The organism is Kordiimonas sp. SCSIO 12610 (assembly GCF_024398015.1).
Taxonomy (GTDB): domain Bacteria; phylum Pseudomonadota; class Alphaproteobacteria; order Sphingomonadales; family Kordiimonadaceae; genus CANLMI01.
The window spans coordinates 628380-645954 of sequence record NZ_CP073747.1; the positions used below are offsets into that span (position 1 = coordinate 628380).

Sequence of the window (17575 nt, forward strand, 5' to 3'; positions counted from 1 at the left end):
AATGAATAAAAATATTGAAAATATTGGCCGTAGTCACTCTGAAGGCCAATGGGACAATAATAAAATCGGTCAAATTTTACTGGGCTTGGGTAAATTGAACGAGGAGCAAGTTCAAGATATTTTGGCTTTGCAAGACAGTCAGGATTTATCCTTTGGTGCTGCTGCGCAGAAGCTCAATCTGGTATCTACACAAGATATCGACGAAGCGATTGCACAACAATTTAATTACGCGATCTTGGCCCCTGGAGCCGACAGTTTTTCTGATGAATTGCATGTTGCATACAAGCCGTTTGGCGATGAAGCCGAAGCAATTCGTGCGCTTAGAAGCCAGCTTTTGCTGGGTTGTTTGGAGCAAGGTAGACGCGCAATCGCTGTTATGTCGCCGAATAAGAATTCTGGAACGAGTTATCTGACGGCTAATTTAGCAATTTCATTTGCGCAGTTAGGCTTAAAGGCATGTTTGATTGATGCAAACCTTCGTACGCCAAGGGTTGCGAATATTTTTGGTTTGAAAGAGAGGACACCGGGACTTAGTGATGTACTTCTGGGGCAGCACGGTGTTGAAGAGGTTATTTTACGTAACCTCTTCCCTAATCTGGGTGTGATTCCCTCAGGGCGTAAACCACCTAACCCACAAGAGTTATTAGGTCGGCATGAGTTAGTGTGGATGCTTTCGCAGCTTTTGAGTGACTTTGATGTTATCCTTTTTGATACACCTTCAATGAACACTACTGCCGATGCTCGGACTGTGGCTGCCCGAGTAGGAACAGCCCTTCTTGTTGCCCGTCAGCACAAAACATTGGCTCAGGATATCGAAGCTGCAACGAACGAGTTAAATGCTGGCGATATTGAGTTAGTTGGTACTGTATTAAACAGATACTAATGGGGGATAGTGTGGCAGACAATACAAACACTCGAATTACACTTGATTGGCAAGAAATTGGGCAAGATATGCTCAGTTCAGGTTTCTGGCTGGTAGCTATTGCCCTAACAGCTATATATACTGCCACAACAGTGTTGATGATCGAAGGTCCATGGCAAACAGATCAGGATAGCCACGGACCTTTTATTTTGCTTATTGTCGCACTTATAATATTACTCAAAGCACATAAGTTGCGTAAAATTAAAGCACCAAAAACCAGCTATCTAGGGTGGTTGTCCCTTCTGGGAGGTTTGTTCTTTTATGTTATCGGACATTCCCAAAGTTTGATGTTGTTAGACGCGGGATCAATTATTCCAGTTTTGGGAGGATTGATCCTGATTACGAAGGGGAAAGAAGGCTTAAAGGAACTAATTTTCCCACTCTGTTTTCTGATTTTTGCTGTTCCCATGCCGGGTTGGCTAATGGATAGCCTAACGCAGCCGATGAAGCTCGCTTTATCTGATCAAGTTGTGAATTTGTTATATTACTATGGCTACCCAGTAGGTCAGAATGGGGTAATCTTATATATTGAACAATATCAGCTACTCGTTAAGGATGCGTGCGTTGGCCTGAATTCACTACATAGTCTGGCGGCAGTTGGTATCATATATATCTACCTGTCCAAGCCTAGCCATCTTCTTCATACACTCTTTCTTTTGCTAATCATTGTTCCGGCTGCCTACGCAGCTAATCTCGTGCGAGTGATCGCATTGGTGTTGATAACATATTATTTTGGGGAAGCAGCTGGCCAGGGTTTCCTCCATGATTTCGCAGGTTTAGTCATGTTTGTAACGGCATTGTTGCTGTTCATTGCAATTGATAGTGTGATATTTTTTGGAATTGTAAGGTATAAAAAAAGAAAGGCTGCAATCTCATGATTAAGCGCCCTCCCTTACAGATTGTCGTTATTGTTTGCTTTCTGTTGTTTGCAGGAGTTTTGGGCCAGTATCTCAAACCAACTGAGTTTTCAACAGTTGTGGCCGCTGATTTTGTGTTGGAAGATATAGTGCCAACAGAGTTCGGCGAATGGTATGAGGATCAGTATATTAAAGCTGTCCAGCCATTAGAGCAGAGTACCTTGGCGGATAAAATTTATAATCAGTCGATTTCCAGAAGTTACAGAAACGCCAATGGTGATTTGATTATGCTTGTGATCGCCTATGGGCGCCATCAGAGCGATAACTTGCAACTACATCTCCCTGAGACGTGTTACGCTGCTAATGGTTTTAAGGTAGGAAATCCCGTTGTAGCTAAAATTCCGTTGGAACAAGGTGGTGCAGGCTTATTGCCAGCAAAACGGCTCTTTACTTCGAATGGTCCAAGGCGGGAGCCCGTTACATACTGGACACGCGTTGGTGATGATATCCCGGTATCTCAGCGTGAACGGCAGATTGGTAAATTATTGTATGGGCTATCAGGTAAAATCCCTGATGGCATACTAATTAGGGTTTCCAGCTTTGGTGACTTGAATGATCAGTCCTTTGAACTTCATGACACCTTTATACAAGATTTGTTAGCCATCGTACCTGAGGATACTTTACCTTTGTTCCTCGGCAACTTATCTTCCAAGCAGGAAATATTGTAATTTTAAGCGAATTGTCTCGATAAAATAGTAATTTCAAGGTAGTTTATTTTTAGTTAGATCTTTAAAAGTGGGGCGGAGATTTTAGAATGAAATTTGTTTCTTTTTGCAGCATTGTGGCTTTGAGTTTGTTTTTAACGGGTTGTGGTTCCAGCAATGAAACAGCTGATGAAAACGCTGCGGCTGGAGGTAATAAAACAGTTGGAGACGATGGTTTAATTCTTGAAGGCCAGGTTGTTGCCCAGGTAAATGGCGAAGAAATAACTATCCACGAACTTAATGTTGAAATAGCGCGTTTGAATATACCGGTTGATGCTGACCGCCGACCTATCGAGGAAAATGTCTTACGTTCAATCGTATCGCGTAAGGTCTTTGAACAACAGGCGAAAGCTGCTGGTTTGGATCGTAGTCCTGAAGTGCTGTTGGATCTGCGTCGAACACGGTCCGCACTACTTGCGCAGGCTTACATTCGGTCACGCTCGAACGAGCGACCTGTCGTATCAAGGCGTGAGGCAGATCAATATGTACTTGATAACCCAGACTTTTTCGCTAATCGAACTTACTATATTTTTGATTCTATTGTTGTACCGTCTTCCAGTTTACCAGAAGAATTGAAAGATGAGTATGAAGCGGTTGGCAACCTGAATGATATTGAAAGTGATCTTCTTGCCAAAGATACACAGCATCAGCGTCGCCCTTATACAATTTATTCAGAGACATTGCCTGCTGCGATGAGAGAAAAGATGCCTGAACTACAGCGTGATCGTACCGTCTTTTTCCTCGTTCAGGGTGCTAATACATTCATCACCCAGTTCCAGGAAAGTCGACCAGCTGTGCTTGCAGGTGAAGAAGCAATTGACGCTGCGCTTAGTGTTTTAAGAAACCAAAAAGCGAGAGAGTTTTTAACATCGATAGAGTTAGATGCAATTAACTCTGCTGATATTAAATACTTGGGTGATTTCACGAGTCTCGGTGAGCAACCTAGCAATTTACTTGAGAACAAAATACAGGATGAAATAAAAGATACTGTGAATTCAACTGATATCGATCAATAAATAAAAGCGAGTAAGTGTCAGGAATATTTTGTTCAGTATATCTTGCGGTATCGAGTTCAAAGATGTCGATACTACATAGAACATTAATATAAGAATGCCTGAATTATGACGTTGAAGAGGTATTTATGTCATCTGGGTTACTAACTATCGGCTTGTTTTGGCATTCTCCGAATTCTGACAATTTGGGCGTAGGGGCACTTACAATTGCTAATATCGAGCTACTTAACAAAGCGGCTCAAAGGGCAGGCGTAAATCTAAAATTTATAATTTTTGGCTACCTCGATAATCGTGATGTGTATGTAAAGGCTGATAATATCGAAACCGTAGCCCTTAACGGAAAACTTGTAGCGCTACCTTGGCATGGCCTTGGGAAACACTTAAAACAATGTGATGTCATGTTTGATATTGGCGGTGGCGATAGTTTCGCAAGCATTTATGGCTGGAAACGGATTACGTATTTTCTGATCTCTAAATGGCGAACAGTGCTAAGTGGATGCCCACTAATATTGTCACCTCAAACAATTGGCCCATTCGATCGAGGTTTCATGACATGGTTCGCCGGGCTAACGGTTAGACGTGCATATCTTACATTTGCGCGGGACCAACTGTCTTTATCGCATTTGTTAAATGATCTGAAAGTCCCAGAAAAGTTATCCCGAATTACAACTGATGTCGCCTTTGCATTACCATATAAAAAGGTGGAGCTTGGTAAATCATCCAAGCCTCGTGTGGGTATTAATATATCGGGATTACTGTTAAATGGCGGTTATACTGGTCAAAATGAATTTGGTCTTACATTGGATTACGGTGACTTAATGCGTCAGGCGATTGAATATTTTCTCGATAGTGGTGCCGAAGTACATTTAGTGTCTCATGTCATTACCGAGAATGTTGTCGAGGATGATTACCGAGCAGCAGCGAAGCTTATAAAAGAATATCCAGATGTTATTCTGGTGCCTGCTTTTAAAGATCCTATTGAAGCAAAAAGCTACATATCGGGCCTCGATTTTTTCACAGGTGCGCGAATGCACGCTTGCATCGCAGCGGCATCATCCGGGGTACCTGTGGTTCCTATGGCATATAGCCGAAAGTTCCAGGGGTTATTTGGTGCCTTCGGATATAATCATACTTTAGAATGTAAAGAATTAGACACTGAAGCGGCAATAAAGTTCTTAAAATTAAAATATGAAAATATCGACCAGCTCAAAGAAGACGTAACCGATTTATATAGCCAAGCGAGTGAAAAGCTTGGGGTGTATATCGATGAAGTGAGTGAGCTCATGGCAAAGATATCTTAATGTTGTCTGGCAGATACATTCTCTATGTCAAAACTTGAACATATTATTCTCAAAAATGATCTATGTGTAGGTTGTGGTTTATGTGAAACGCTTGGCGTAAATGAAGGCGTTAAGATGGGCTATAATCACAAAGGGTTTTTACGCCCTCAGTTAGGCCAGACCATTTCAAAAAAACTAGACGATCAAATTTATAAAGTATGTCCAGGGATTACTCTCGAAGCCGATGTACCTGAAAGCGAGCAGCATCTTTATTGGGGGCCTGTACTAGATAGCTTTACGGGGTATGCAAAGGATGAAGCAGCCCGCTTTGCGGGGTCGTCCGGTGGTGGTCTATCCGCGATATTATTATATTATCTTGAAAGTGGGCAGGCTGATGTTGTAATTCAGACAGCTGCTTCTGAAAAAGACCCTATTATTAATGACGCTGTATTGTCTAACAAGGCTGAGGAAGTCATAAAAGCAGCGGGTTCGCGGTATTCTCCTGCGGCTCCTTTATCCAGATTACTGCCTACACTAGAGAAATATGATCGTATAGTGGTTGTTGGAAAACCGTGTGATATCGCAGGTTTGACTAACTTTTTACGCGATCGGACTGACCTTGAGAGTAAAGTGGTCTTGAAACTGGCTTTTATGTGTGGTGGAACACCTAGCCAGTCTGGCACCCATGAAATCTTACAGCGACTTAAAGTAGATCATGCAGATCTGACGTCCTTTAGATATCGTGGGGAAGGGTGGCCGGGTAATGTTCAGGCGCATACTAAAGATGGTCGATGTGAAACAATGTCGTATCCAGTTTCTTGGGGTGAAATTCTAACGAATACCGTACAGTTTCGTTGTAAAATCTGTGCAGACGCTACTGGTGCATTCTCAGACATTACTTTTGCAGATGCTTGGTATGATGACGGAGGTGGTATGCCATCGTTTGATGAACAAGCTGGTCGTAGTTTGATATTGGCGCGCACTGATCGTGGCTTACAAGCTCTAAATAATGCTAAAAAGTTTGGCACTATTCAGACTGATCCATTGGCCATTGAAGAAGTCGCAAAAATGCAACCTTATCATGTCTTGAGGAAGCAGTTAGTTATGTCACGCCTAATAGCTCTCAGGCTTGGTTTTCGGGTCGTTCCTTCATATAAAAAGCTTCGACTTCGCGAAGCAGCTATGCAAGCGGGGATTAAAAAGAGTTTGAAAAGCTTCCTGGGCATGATGAAACGAGTTATTTTGCGTAAAGTGTAATAACAATTGCTCAAGCGATATAATTATTAACTAATTTATGTGAATGTTCTGAGAAGTAACAAATTATTATACTGTCAACAGAGACATAGCATGCTTAGCATTACTTCTTTCAAAGCTAATATCAGCGCCGGTATCAGATTAGCGGACGTAAGCGATACACGTGACAACAATTATAACTTGCTAAGGTTCTTAGCTGCAGCGGGCGTTATTGTATCGCATAGTTATCCGCTTAGCCATGGAGCTGGAACACACGAACCTTTATCTGATATTCTCGGGTTTTCGCTTGGAAGGTTAAGCGTCTATATTTTCTTTGTAGTCAGTGGATTTTTGATCGCAAAAAGCTTTTGCCAATGTAAGGGGATGCTCGATTATACGCTTGCACGTGTTTTTAGAATATTCCCGGCCCTTATCGCAATTGTATTGTTATCGGCTTTGGTGCTCGGTCCTATTGTTAGTGAGTTGCCAGCCAATACATACTTTAGTGATATCAGTGTTTATACTTATATTATTCGAAACATTTCGCTCGTATCATTACAGTTTGGAATTACTGGTGTCTTTGAAGATAACATATACCCAAGTGCCATTAATGGGTCATTGTGGACACTGCCGTATGAGATTGCTTGCTATATTATGATCGCATGTATCGGGTTTGTCGGTGCCTTTCGGTCTAAATCTATTTTATTCTTGGTGTTGTTTGCATATGGGTTAGCCTGGCTCTTTCACGAATTTATCAGTTTTGATCATGCATTGTGGTATAAACTTGGGCTGTTTTTGGAGTTATCACTGTATTTTTGGGCAGGCTCGTTATCGTATATATACCGCGATAGAATTGCACTGAATCTTCCATTAGTAATAGTTTTCTTGTTACTTTCATTGGTGTTTATTGATACAGATTTCTTTAAGTTTGCCTTTGCGCCGGGCCTTACGTTAGCAATATTTTATCTTGTATATATCCCGGCGGGATTGGTAAGAGAGTACAATAAGTTAGGTGATTATTCCTATGGATTATACATTATTGCTTTCCCTACTCAGCAAGTTTTGTCGATGATGATCCAGGATATTTCTCCTTTAGAAATGATGCTTTACACGTTCTTTATTACCTTATTTTTCTCGGTAATCAGTTGGCACATATTGGAAAAACCGGCGTTGCGACTAAGGCGATATTTTATCAAGTAGAAATGATACAGTAATAGCGATGGCTAGTATTGTTAATCTATTGTGCAGATCAAATTGCTTATGTATTTTAAAGTTAGTAACGATCGTTACTATAATCGAGTAATATCTGGAGCAAGTCAGAATAACTATATTACAGTATTAGTTTTAGAATAGAAAAAGCTCTGAGAACTGTGTGTTCCCAGAGCTTTTTTTAAACTTATTTAAATTGGTAGATTAAGCAAAATCTACTGCATTGCGCTCGCGGCGGCGAAGCTGAAGTCCTACAAGACCGAAGCCGAGGATCATCATCAACCATGTGGCTGGCTCAGGAATGAATGCTACGCGGAAAGTACCACCGCTAGGAGTAGCAGAGTCGCCAAATACAACACGAACGAAGTCAGTGCTTAGATCAAGACCAATTGTGTTGAAACGTACAACACTGCCTGGACCCACATCAGTAAGGCCAGTGCCTAAAAGTGTGTCACCGTGGAAAACGCTGAACTGAACACCAGCGATATTTGTAACATTTACCAACCATGCTACGTGTGCACCAACAGTATCAAGAACAAATGTTTGCTCGTCTTCAAAGCCTGGATCATTTGGTCCAACATTAACACCAAATGTACTTTCGTGAACGAGAACACCTTCTTCTACTGTGCCGTCAGGCAAATTAAATGTTTCACTAGCTTGTGCGCCGAGGGCAACGAAGAAACAAGCTGTGATGGCCATAACTAACCGTTTCATTATGCGCTCCTTTCAGTTTGAGCATCCCTGCAACATCAAGCATATGCATCAGGGTTTTTATTAAAATTGTACCTATCGAGTCCTTCCCCGCTTAGGAACTGTATTATTAGCAGCTTCAGGCTGTATTAACAAACTGTTAACCATATTCTCGGCGAATTTAGATAAAATTTTAATGAAACTGTTGCAAAGGTGTTTCATATCAAAACGAAACTGTCTCTTTATAGGACACTTCTGATAAAGTCACGAATGTCGTTGCCGAATCACATCTTTGTATATGTGCTGGAAATATAAACTTTAGGGGTATAGTGGAGACTGTATTTGATAATTTGGCTGCTATTAATGCAATCGTAATTTTTATCGCTATATAACTATGAATATATTTAAGTAAGTGTTCTTTTGATTCTAGTACTGAGAAAAAGGTACAATAATTTTTACAGCAAGTATTCGAGTTTATAAGAATACCAGGCATAATTATTTAATTTGACGTAATCGTAGTAGAATAAGAATGATTACGCACAAGGTCGCAGTAGAGGAGACCAGAGCTCGTGGGTTTTTTGTTTGGCAAGCGTAAAAAAGAAGTTGGTAGTTCTTCCAATACGGGAAAAGACGTTAGCAAAGCTGTTAGCGAACGTGAAGCAATAGCGGCGATCAAAAATAAAACAAAAATAGCCGCAGCAGAAAGTCAGATTAATCAACCTGCGAAACCTCCAGTTTATCAACAGGGTGGGCATAGCCAGCCTTTACCATCTCAAAAGATAGAGAGCGAAACTGCCAAGGCTGCTCAACCTATGAATACAGCTGCGCCAGCATTGGGGCTTAAAAGCGGTAGTATTGTCGATGCTGTGAATGCGCAAAATAAGATACAAAACCAAGTACCAGAAGCTCCAGTCGAAAAGCCTGCCAGAAAAATTAATTCAATTCAATTTAGAACACTGGCATCAGATCGCCCAAACAGAAATGCGGTTAATGACACCGACTATGAGCGAGCACGGTTGAAATTACGCGAAATATTTGCGCCAAGTGCTCCTGTTTTAAACAAAGAACATTTTGCCGGTCGGACGGAGGAGTTGGAGCGTGCGATTTCTTCGATTGAAAATGAACGTATGCATCTTGTCATATACGGCAAACGCGGATGGGGTAAAACCAGTTTCACCAACACACTATCGAACATAGCCGCCGAAGCTGGGTATATCGTTTGCCGTGCTTCATGCAGTAGCGATATTAAATATTCTGATATTTTCAGAAATTTTCTGTCAGAAATTCCTCTTATCCATGATAGCCGTTTTATTTCTGGCCATACCCGTGAACTTTCAAAGGAAACGTTAGCGCGGCATTTGCCTGAGGGTGATTTTGGCCCTCGTGAGCTTACGGAAGCGGTTGCTAATATGACGGCTACACGGGCGATTTTTGTGCTTGATGAATATGACCGTGCGCAAGATCCAAACCTTACAACCGCACTTGCAGAAACCTTGAAGAACTTCTCTGACCGGGCGGTCCGCGTTTCTATTATCATTGTCGGCGTTGCTGATACTCTTGGTGAAATGCTCGGGGCGCACGAATCTATAAGACGAAATATTGTCGGACTACCGATGCGTCTGCTCTCTAGCCCAGAGTTCGATGAACTGCTGGATATTGGCGAAGCAGCGACACGGGTTGAATTCCCTGCCGGTGTCAGGGCCAGATTATCTAATCTGTCACGACAAGTACCCTATTTTACAAGGTTGCTGTGTTTACATGCGGGGCAAAGTGCTCTTTCTCACGAACGTTGGAATGTGACAAATGTTGATGTCGATTATGCTAAAGAACAAGCCTTGTTTGACACAAAACCATTGTTATCACGGTATCACAGGCGATTAATTGAAGATGCGGATAATGCAGTTTTAAAATCGTTCTTGATTAGCATTGCACGTGTAAAAACAAATGATAAAGGTGATTTTACGGTCGCCGAAGTGCTTGATGAGTATCAGAAATTAACAGGAACCGTTGTCTCTAAACTGTCTGTAGGTAGCAGGCTTTCCCTTTTGGCTAAGGAAGAGATTGCTTTTGTCACGAAGTTTGAGCGCGATCATAAGTTATTCTACCGTCTAACTGACCCGCTGACAGGTTTTTACCTGCGATTGCGGTATGAAAATGAAGTGTAATATTTCTTCCATTTTCTACTTCTATCCTCACGTTGATTTTATTAATTTGAGGCTATTATGAAGAAAAAAATTCTTATTGTCGGGACTGGCTATGTTGGCTTGGCGAATGCCCTTTTACTTGCGCAGAAAAATACAGTTGTAGCTCTCGACATCTCTCAGGAGAAAGTGGACGAAATCAATAGCAAACGGTCCCCAATCGCCGATAAAGAAATTGAAGATTTTCTTCGAAATAAAGACTTAGACCTGGTCGCGACAACAGATAAAGAATTTGCCTACAAAAATTGCGATTATATCTTCATTGCAACGCCGACCAATTATGACCCGGTCACCAATTATTTCGATACATCCAGTATCGAGAGCGTCCTCGCTGATATAAAAAACTATTGCCCTGATGCCGTAACCATTATCAAGTCGACTGTACCAGTTGGTTATACACAGAAAATTTCTGCTCAGTTTGGTATGTCGAATATCGTGTTCTCACCGGAATTTCTTCGTGAAGGTAAAGCCCTTTATGACAATTTATATCCTTCGCGAATAATCATCGGCGAGAAAAGCGAACGTGCTCAGGAAGTTGCCAACTTACTTCAAGGTGGGGCACTGAAAGAGAATATTGATGTCCTTTTGGTCGATTCAACAGAGGCTGAGGCGGTCAAATTGTTCGCTAATACCTACCTCGCGATGCGGGTCGCTTTTTTCAATGAACTGGACAGTTTTGCTGAAGCCAGAGAACTGGATACGCAGCAAATCATTGAAGGAATTTGCTTAGACCCCAGAATTGGCCAGGGTTATAATAATCCCTCTTTCGGGTACGGGGGGTATTGTCTGCCGAAAGATACCAAGCAACTTCTGGCAAATTATCAAGATGTCCCAAATAATATGATTAAGGCTATCGTTGAAGCAAATCAGACACGTAAAGATTTTATCGCTGAAGCAATCCTCAGAAAACAGCCTAAAACTGTCGGGGTATATCGATTGGTCATGAAATCCGGGTCAGATAACTTCAGATCAAGCTCTATTCAGGGCATTATCAGAAGATTGAAAGAGGCGGATGTAAAAGTCATTATTTTCGAACCGCAATTGTCGGGAACAGATTATGAGGATAATAAAATTTACACCGACCTTAATGAATTTAAATTACAGTCAGATATAGTTATCTCTAATCGAATTTCCTCGGACTTGGAGGATATTCGACATAAGGTATATTCGCGGGATTTATACGGAACCGACTAATTCGTCCCGTCTAACAAAGATGCGCATGGTGGCGCAAGGATACTTCATATTGATGTTCATAAATGATCAAGTCATAAGCGTAATTTTTATCTTTGCAGGAATATGCCTTTTTATATTTCTGTGGTTTCTTGCGCCGTATATTTGGCGCCTTTATGAAGTTAAAAAGTTACGGAAATTATGTAGTGACGCCGGTGCTGTTGTTCTGACTTTTGATGATGGTCCGCATCATGAACTATCAAAGAATATCATGCAGCTTCTTGATAAAAATTCCATCAAAGGGAGTTTTTTCTTTCTTGGTTCAAATGCTGTCAATTTTCCAGATGTTGTCGATACTATCAAAAAGAGGGGGCATGATATAGGGCATCATTCTTATGCACATTTTAATGCCTGGAAAAGCTTACCGCATACGCACATCAAAGATATTTACAGGGGTGAACAAGAGGTCACTAAACTAGGCGGTAACAAAACTTTATTCAGACCCACCTATGGAAAAATTAGCCTTGCTTCTTGGCTTTTTGGGCTTTTAAGAGGATATCAGTTTTGCTGGTGGACCATTGATCCAAAAGACTCGTTAGAAAACCCGCGTCCGTACGCAGATATTTTAGCGGAAATTAAGGTAAATAATGGTGGAGTTATTTTGCTTCATGATAATGATACATACCCAGACGAGAACCATTCTGACTATGTTTTGGGCTTAATACAGGGAATAATCGAACTAGCGGAAAAGGATGATCTAAAAATATTATCATTTTCTCAGTTGAACGCGATTAATTTTTCATCTGTAAACTAATCATCAAGACTTACCTATGTAATAATGACCAATAAATACATTTGGGAATTTTCAATGAAATACAAAACTGAATTTGATTCATCGCTTGCTAATGAACTGGCACAAAAAATTTCGGATAAGACCATTGTCATTGGCATTATGGGGCTTGGCTATGTGGGCCTTCCTCTTGCTGTTGCTCTCTGCCGCAACAATGTCAACGTTGTTGGGTTTGATATTGACCAAAGTAAAATTGACAAAATCAATGCGGGAGAGACTTATCTTAAAACAGTTTCTTCAGACGCTGTTGATGAAATTGTTAAGTCTGGATTTTTCTCTGCTACGAGCGACCCGTCGTTTGCTAAAGATGTTGACGCGATCATTATGTGCGTACCAACACCGCTCAATAAATACAGAGAACCCGACCTGTCTTATGTAGAACGAACCATGCAAATGGCGCTTCCTTACCTTAAAAAAGGGCATATCGTTTCCCTGGAGTCTACAACATACCCTGGAACAACAGATGAAATTATCAGGCCACTTGTTGATTCAACTGATTTAACGGCGGGTGAAGATGTATTCCTGATCTATTCACCTGAGCGCGAAGACCCGGGCAATAAAGACTTTACGACATCCACGACACCAAAAGTGGTAGGGGGCGAAAACCCGGAAGCATTAGGTTTGGGATGTATGCTTTATGAGCTTGTGGTTGATCAGGTTGTCCCTGTTAGTTCGCTTTCAACTGCGGAAGCCGTAAAATTGACAGAGAATATTTTCCGTGCTGTTAACATTTCGCTCGTGAACGAGTTGAAGGTTACATACGAGAAAATGGGCATCAATATTTGGGAAGTTATTGACGCCGCCAAAACCAAACCATTTGGTTTTATGCCGTTTTACCCGGGCCCAGGCCTTGGTGGTCATTGCATCCCGATTGATCCGTTTTATCTAACATGGAAGGCGCGAGAGTATGGCGTAGCAACCCGCTTTATCGAATTGGCGGGTGAAATTAATAATACTATGCCTGATTATGTGATCGCGCGACTAAGAGAAGCTTTGGATGACAAGTTATGCAAAGGTATCAAGCGCTCAAAAATATTATTGATAGGCTTGGCCTATAAGAAAAATGTTGATGACACGCGCGAAAGTCCGGCCTTGTTGATTTTGCGGAAATTGCGCGAAATTGGCGCTGATGTAGAATTTTATGATCCCTATGTCGCAAGTATCCCAAAGACACGTGAATATCCTGAGTTAACTGGTCTTAAGTCTGTTTCCGAGGATGAATATAAAAATGGTTCTTTTGATGCAGCCCTGATCTGTACTGACCACGATATCATTGATTACGCACAGCTTTTCAAAACTTGTGAACTGGTTGTTGATACACGTAATGCCACTAAGGACGTGGTGGATGGCCGTGAGAAAATTGTTTGGGCATAAAACCCTCATAGGCCGGAGTGTATCATGGGCAAGGAACGAAAAAAATTACTCGCGATCGCTTCCAGCGGAGGGCACTGGGTGCAGTTAATGCGCCTGCGCCCTGCTTGGGACAATTGTGATGTTGCCTACATGACCACAGAGTTGGCCTATCGCGATGAAACTTTAGCATATGCGAAGGAAAAAGGCCTGAGTGCGCCCCGATTTTATAAGACAATTGTTGCTACACGTTGGCAAAAATTCAGTCTTGTCAGACAGTTATTTGATATCTTATTGGTCCTTATAAAAGAGCGTCCAAATGTCATAATATCAACGGGGGCAGCGCCCGGTTTTTTCGCTATTCGTGTTGGGAAACTTTTGGGGGCGAAAACCCTATGGGTAGACAGTATTGCGAACGCAGAAGAATTGTCTCTGTCTGGGCAGAAAATATGTAACCACGCCGATGTCTGCCTGACACAGTGGCCAGAACTTGCCGGCCAAGATGGCAAAGAGAAAACGCCGCAATTTTGGGGGGCGGTCTTATGATTTTTCTCTCTGTAGGGAGTGAACTGCCCTTTTCAAGAATGGTGAAGGCCGCTGATTTGTGGCATCAGGCCAATTCAGAATATCAATTGATTGCCCAAATCGGCAATTTAGAAAGCAGTGATTATCAACCTGTATCCTGTGAAGCGCAAAGCTTGGTTGACCCTGACGAATACCAACGGTTATCAAATGAAGCGACTATTTTGATAGCGCATGCGGGCATGGGTTCAATCATTAATGCGCTTACTCTAGGAAAGCCGATTGTGATAATGCCAAGGCGAGGTCATTTGAAAGAAACACGCAACGATCATCAGTATGCAACAGCGAAGAAGTTTGCTGACAAAAAAGGTGTGTTTGTTGCTTGGGATGAGACAGAATTTGCAGGCGTTATGTCTGAGGCGCTGGCTTTCTCAAGGATGCCGGACCTAAATTCAGGGTCAAGGTTTGCACAGAAAGAACTACTGGATAATATCCGTAATTTTATCGATTACTAGGTGTGAATTCGCCATTTTATTCATCATCTAGCTTATCAGGAACGCCTTCATTCTTTAAAATTCGGAAGAATATATAGGCACCTGTTGCAACGAACACGGCCCACGCAGCTATTCCGCTTAATTCGTTACCCAGAAAGTTTCCGATAGCGCAGCCCAGCATTGGCCAAATATAGGCGGCAATATCCTGGTCTTCTTTGCGGGAAAACTGCAAGAACATCCCCACAAGGGCGACAAAGATTGCGACAGATACAAAATCGTAGATAGTGCTCATTTAATTCCCCATTCAGCCCCTTTTTAGGGCAATATAAACCGTGTTGATCTTTGATCAAGTCTTTATGGTCGGTTCCACTGTACACCTTTTTCGCGGTAAGCCTTGCTAAATAATAAGGCTAGCATGGCTTTAACGCGGAACCAGCGTATTTTGCTTAGCATGGTTATCGCACCCATTTTATGCGAAAACCCTTGAATTCGGTCAGATGTGATGATTTTCATCGAGTGTACCGGAATCGAAAATAAAACCATGATCGTGCGAATAAACCATTTAATCCCAGCAAGAGAGTTTAATTTCATATCTTCATAATCATGGCGTGTGTGCCGATCCCATTTCTGATAAATCTCGTCCGTGCTTTCACGTGCGGGATGATAAATCAACATTTCCGCTACATAATCAAAGCTCAGGCCTTTTTGAATTGCGACCCCACCCCAGGCGCGGTCCTCTGCGACATTGAGGCCGGGAAATGGTCCCACTTTATGGAAAGCGTCGGGCCTGGTGGCTAGGTTCCCGCTACCAGAGAAGCCCATTTTTTTAATATATTCTTTTTGCCTGTAGGCAAAGATGCTTTCGTAGGCCTCTAGCGGTGTGAGCGCGTTGAAATCTTTACAGTCAATTTTTACGTCACCACCAATTAAAGGCGCGCTACCTTCACTGTTCAGCGCTGCAATACCATTTTTTATCCAATCTTTGTGGGCGCGGCAATCCGCATCAATGAAAAAGAGATAATCCCCTTTTGCTTCGCTTACGCCCAGGTTTCTTGCTGGCCCCGGGCCCGGTTCTTCTTGTAATAATAACTTTGTGAAAGGGAAGGGCTTTACTTCGTCTTCAGGCATATGGGTACTGCCGTTGTCAACTAATAGGACCTCGATATTGTCCACGGGAAAAGACTGTTCAGCAATCGATTTCAGGCATATCCCAATCCAGCGATGCTGATTTAAATGAGGTATGATAACGCTGACGTTTGGATAAGTTTTTTCCATAGTACCCACAAAAATATAATTGCTAAATATGTTTAAAGATATGATCTAAGCCAGAATTCTAACAATATGTTTAACAAATTACATTATCACCAAATTTCTGTATTAGTTTTTCATAATAATCCAAATTGATGGAAGAAAATGAACCTTATATATAATATTTTAATGAATTCTCTGCACTCTGCTGGGAATATGGTGAAATAAACATTCATTTGATACGCTAGAATACAATATTTGATCGAAGACCCCATTTGCTGGGCATGAGAACAGGGATAACTCATTCTGATGAAAGACGCTAAAACTATCGCACCCCTCGAAGGCAGAGATAGCAAGCCTGTCAATCCTACGCTTGTTGAGTTGTTTCTGCATATCAGTGATGTCCTTGCGGTATTGCTTGCAGGGATTTTGGCTTTTTATCTTCTCGACCATAAAATTTCAGAAGATTTGAGAAGCACCTACATCAATATCATTGGCTTGGGTGTGATTCTTTCCAGCATGTCGATATTTTTGTGCGGTGGGTACGACACAGATACATTCTTTAACCTCGGTAATTCAATTCGGGGGATGTTTACCGGGTTTTTCCTTACAATCTCTATTCTTTTGGTTGCGGGTTTTGCTTTTAAATTAACAGGCACATTTTCCCGTATTTGGACGACAGGATGGCTCGCCGGGGCGACAGGGCTTTTGGTTTTGGGGCGTTTCCTCGTTTGGATGATCGCGCTCCGGATGCGCAAGCGTGGTATTTTTGATTCGCGGGTGGTGATTGTGGGCGCCGGCGAACAAGGTGAGAGACTGTGTAGGTTTATTAAAAATAGTGAATGGCTAACGATGAATGTGATCGCATTCATTGACGACCGCGCTGACCGCGTACCTGAGGCTATTGATGGAATTCCGGTTGTCGGTGGACGACAAGATCTTATCCAATTGATCAGGCAAAATAAGGTTGACCAAGTTCTGATTTCACTTCCATGGTCTGCCGCTGAACGCCTGCGCGAAGTGATTGATGATATTGCGGAAACGCCGATTAAGATCCGGCTTGCGCCTGACCTCGCGATCTTTAATTTTGGTGATCGAACGATTTCCTCGCTTGGTGGTCTTCCTGTCGTGAATTTATTCGATCGCCCGATCAAAGGCACCAGATCGCTCCTGAAAAAAGCAGAAGATTTTATTTTAACCGGCCTTATTGTAATTGCCATTTCACCCATTCTGGCGCTGATCGCACTTGCTATTAAGCTTGATAGCCCTGGTCCGGTATTTTTCAGGCAAGATAGGGAAGGCTTTAACAACAGCACTTTCAAGGTTTGGAAGTTTCGGTCCATGTATCACAATATGGGGCAAAATGATAAAATCCAACAAGCAACGAAGGGTGATAGCCGAATTACCAAAGTTGGCGGGTTTCTACGCAGAACAAGCCTTGATGAACTCCCGCAGCTGTTTAATGTATTATCCGGTGATATGTCGCTTGTCGGGCCGAGGCCCCATGCACCTTCAACCGAGGCTGCGGGTGTGAAATTTGAAAATGCAGTTCATCGGTATGCGTCCCGTCACCGTGTGAAACCTGGAATTACAGGGTGGGCGCAAGTGAACGGTTGGCGCGGTGAAACCGATACAATCGAAAAACTCGAAGCGCGCCTGCACCATGACCTCTATTATATTGATAACTGGTCAGTTGGTTTTGATATTTATATTTTACTTAGAACTGGTCTGGTTTTCTTTGGCCAGGACGAAGCCTATTAAGTGCCTGGGAT

General features: G+C 42.2%; 17 protein-coding genes. 14 read left to right on the forward strand and 3 right to left on the reverse strand.

Translation table 11 applies throughout. The features are described from left to right. The first annotated feature begins 1 nt into the window (after window position 1). From KFF44_RS02925 to KFF44_RS02955, 7 genes are all read left to right on the forward strand, one after another. A complete protein-coding gene (locus tag KFF44_RS02925; protein WP_255937042.1) occupies window positions 2-883 on the forward strand; it encodes a polysaccharide biosynthesis tyrosine autokinase in 882 nt (293 codons plus the stop codon). Between the two features lie 11 nt (window positions 884-894). Then, a complete protein-coding gene (gene xrt / locus KFF44_RS02930; RefSeq protein ID WP_255937052.1) occupies window positions 895-1800 on the forward strand; it encodes an exosortase in 906 nt (301 codons plus the stop codon). Beyond that, entirely contained in the window at window positions 1797-2507 is a 711-nt protein-coding gene (locus tag KFF44_RS02935) for an exosortase C-terminal domain/associated protein EpsI (protein ID WP_255937053.1), read from the forward strand. Before xrt ends, KFF44_RS02935 begins: the two co-directional genes overlap by 4 nt. 86 nt (window positions 2508-2593) lie before the next feature. Further along, entirely contained in the window at window positions 2594-3559 is a 966-nt protein-coding gene (locus KFF44_RS02940; protein ID WP_255937055.1) for an EpsD family peptidyl-prolyl cis-trans isomerase, read from the forward strand. Between the two features lie 125 nt (window positions 3560-3684). Beyond that, window positions 3685-4857, forward strand: a complete 1173-nt coding sequence (locus KFF44_RS02945; protein WP_255937057.1) for a polysaccharide pyruvyl transferase family protein — start codon at window positions 3685-3687, stop codon at window positions 4855-4857. Window positions 4858-4881: 24 nt separating this feature from the next. Then, a complete protein-coding gene (locus KFF44_RS02950) occupies window positions 4882-6093 on the forward strand; it encodes a Coenzyme F420 hydrogenase/dehydrogenase, beta subunit C-terminal domain (protein ID WP_255937059.1) in 1212 nt (403 codons plus the stop codon). Between the two features lie 90 nt (window positions 6094-6183). After that, the gene (locus KFF44_RS02955) at window positions 6184-7269 is read left to right on the forward strand and encodes an acyltransferase (protein WP_255937061.1); all 1086 of its coding nucleotides are present in this window, start codon (window positions 6184-6186) and stop codon (window positions 7267-7269) included. Window positions 7270-7482: 213 nt separating this feature from the next. Here the strand turns inward: KFF44_RS02955 and KFF44_RS02960 are convergent, their stop codons facing one another. Beyond that, window positions 7483-7992 carry a PEPxxWA-CTERM sorting domain-containing protein gene (locus tag KFF44_RS02960; RefSeq protein ID WP_255937062.1) on the reverse strand — a complete coding sequence of 170 codons (510 nt, stop codon included), beginning with the start codon at window positions 7990-7992 and terminating at the stop codon, window positions 7483-7485. 545 nt (window positions 7993-8537) lie between these two features. On the opposite strand from KFF44_RS02960, the gene KFF44_RS02965 reads away from it, so the two are divergent. Genes KFF44_RS02965 through KFF44_RS02990 form a run of 6 tightly spaced genes read left to right on the forward strand, consistent with a single transcriptional unit; the run spans window position 8538 to window position 14576 of the window. Next, window positions 8538-10133 carry an AAA family ATPase gene (locus KFF44_RS02965; protein ID WP_255937063.1) on the forward strand — a complete coding sequence of 532 codons (1596 nt, stop codon included), beginning with the start codon at window positions 8538-8540 and terminating at the stop codon, window positions 10131-10133. Between the two features lie 57 nt (window positions 10134-10190). Further along, a complete protein-coding gene (locus KFF44_RS02970) occupies window positions 10191-11363 on the forward strand; it encodes a nucleotide sugar dehydrogenase (RefSeq protein WP_255937071.1) in 1173 nt (390 codons plus the stop codon). Between the two features lie 52 nt (window positions 11364-11415). Then, a complete protein-coding gene (locus KFF44_RS02975; protein WP_255937073.1) occupies window positions 11416-12153 on the forward strand; it encodes a polysaccharide deacetylase family protein in 738 nt (245 codons plus the stop codon). Window positions 12154-12207: 54 nt separating this feature from the next. After that, on the forward strand, window positions 12208-13563 hold the full coding sequence (locus KFF44_RS02980) for a nucleotide sugar dehydrogenase (protein WP_255937075.1): 1356 nt from the start codon (window positions 12208-12210) through the stop codon (window positions 13561-13563). A gap of 24 nt (window positions 13564-13587) precedes the next feature. Next, the gene (locus KFF44_RS02985; RefSeq protein WP_255937077.1) at window positions 13588-14085 is read left to right on the forward strand and encodes a UDP-N-acetylglucosamine transferase subunit ALG14; all 498 of its coding nucleotides are present in this window, start codon (window positions 13588-13590) and stop codon (window positions 14083-14085) included. Beyond that, on the forward strand, window positions 14082-14576 hold the full coding sequence (locus KFF44_RS02990; RefSeq protein WP_255937079.1) for a glycosyltransferase: 495 nt from the start codon (window positions 14082-14084) through the stop codon (window positions 14574-14576). Before KFF44_RS02985 ends, KFF44_RS02990 begins: the two co-directional genes overlap by 4 nt. Window positions 14577-14592: 16 nt before the next feature. Here the strand turns inward: KFF44_RS02990 and KFF44_RS02995 are convergent, their stop codons facing one another. Beyond that, entirely contained in the window at window positions 14593-14847 is a 255-nt protein-coding gene (locus KFF44_RS02995) for an XrtV sorting system accessory protein (protein WP_255937081.1), read from the reverse strand. Window positions 14848-14909: 62 nt separating this feature from the next. Next, the gene (locus tag KFF44_RS03000; protein WP_255937083.1) at window positions 14910-15830 is read right to left on the reverse strand and encodes a glycosyltransferase family 2 protein; all 921 of its coding nucleotides are present in this window, start codon (window positions 15828-15830) and stop codon (window positions 14910-14912) included. 282 nt (window positions 15831-16112) lie between these two features. On the opposite strand from KFF44_RS03000, the gene KFF44_RS03005 reads away from it, so the two are divergent. Beyond that, entirely contained in the window at window positions 16113-17564 is a 1452-nt protein-coding gene (locus tag KFF44_RS03005; protein ID WP_255937085.1) for an undecaprenyl-phosphate glucose phosphotransferase, read from the forward strand. The last annotated feature ends 11 nt before the right edge of the window (window positions 17565-17575 follow it).